The following is a 462-nucleotide window of genomic DNA, read 5'->3' as shown; positions in this document are numbered from 1 at the left end:
GTTGTCAAAGAACGATTTTGAACCATATTTCACATCCCATTTAGAGCGGTCAATAGTAAAGGTTTCACTAGTTAATGTTAAACCGTTGTTTGCTGTATTTATAGTAACAGGAATTGTAATATTGTTAGTTTTTTCTTTTAAAGTTAAATTACCAGAAAGCATTGTTTTGCCTTCAGTTTCAGTAACACCTGTAATTTCAAAAGTGGCATTTGGGTATTTTTCAACATCAAAAAAATCAGCATTTTTAAGGTGTCCAGCTAATTTGCCGTTACCTTCGTCTTCTGCAGGAATATCTAAAACAACAATAGAATTCATATCAATAGTAAAAGTACCGCTAGCAATTTTACCATCGGTAAGCTCAAATGAACCATTGCTTATGTTTATAGTACCATCATGCGAGCCTGTTGGTTTGTAACCTTTCCAAGCAATTGAAGATTCTGCAGTGTTTACAGTATAAGTGTC

1 protein-coding gene is annotated in these 462 nt (G+C 33.5%); it reads right to left on the bottom strand.

The window, feature by feature from the left end; translation table 11 throughout:
* The coding region (locus tag FUA24_RS07610; protein ID WP_148541156.1) for a YceI family protein at positions 1-462 on the bottom strand (462 nt) is incomplete at both ends.

The sequence above is a fragment of the Seonamhaeicola marinus genome (genome assembly GCF_008085455.1).
Note: the sequence above shows the minus strand (reverse complement) of the source record. Positions and strands in the feature narration are given on the sequence as shown.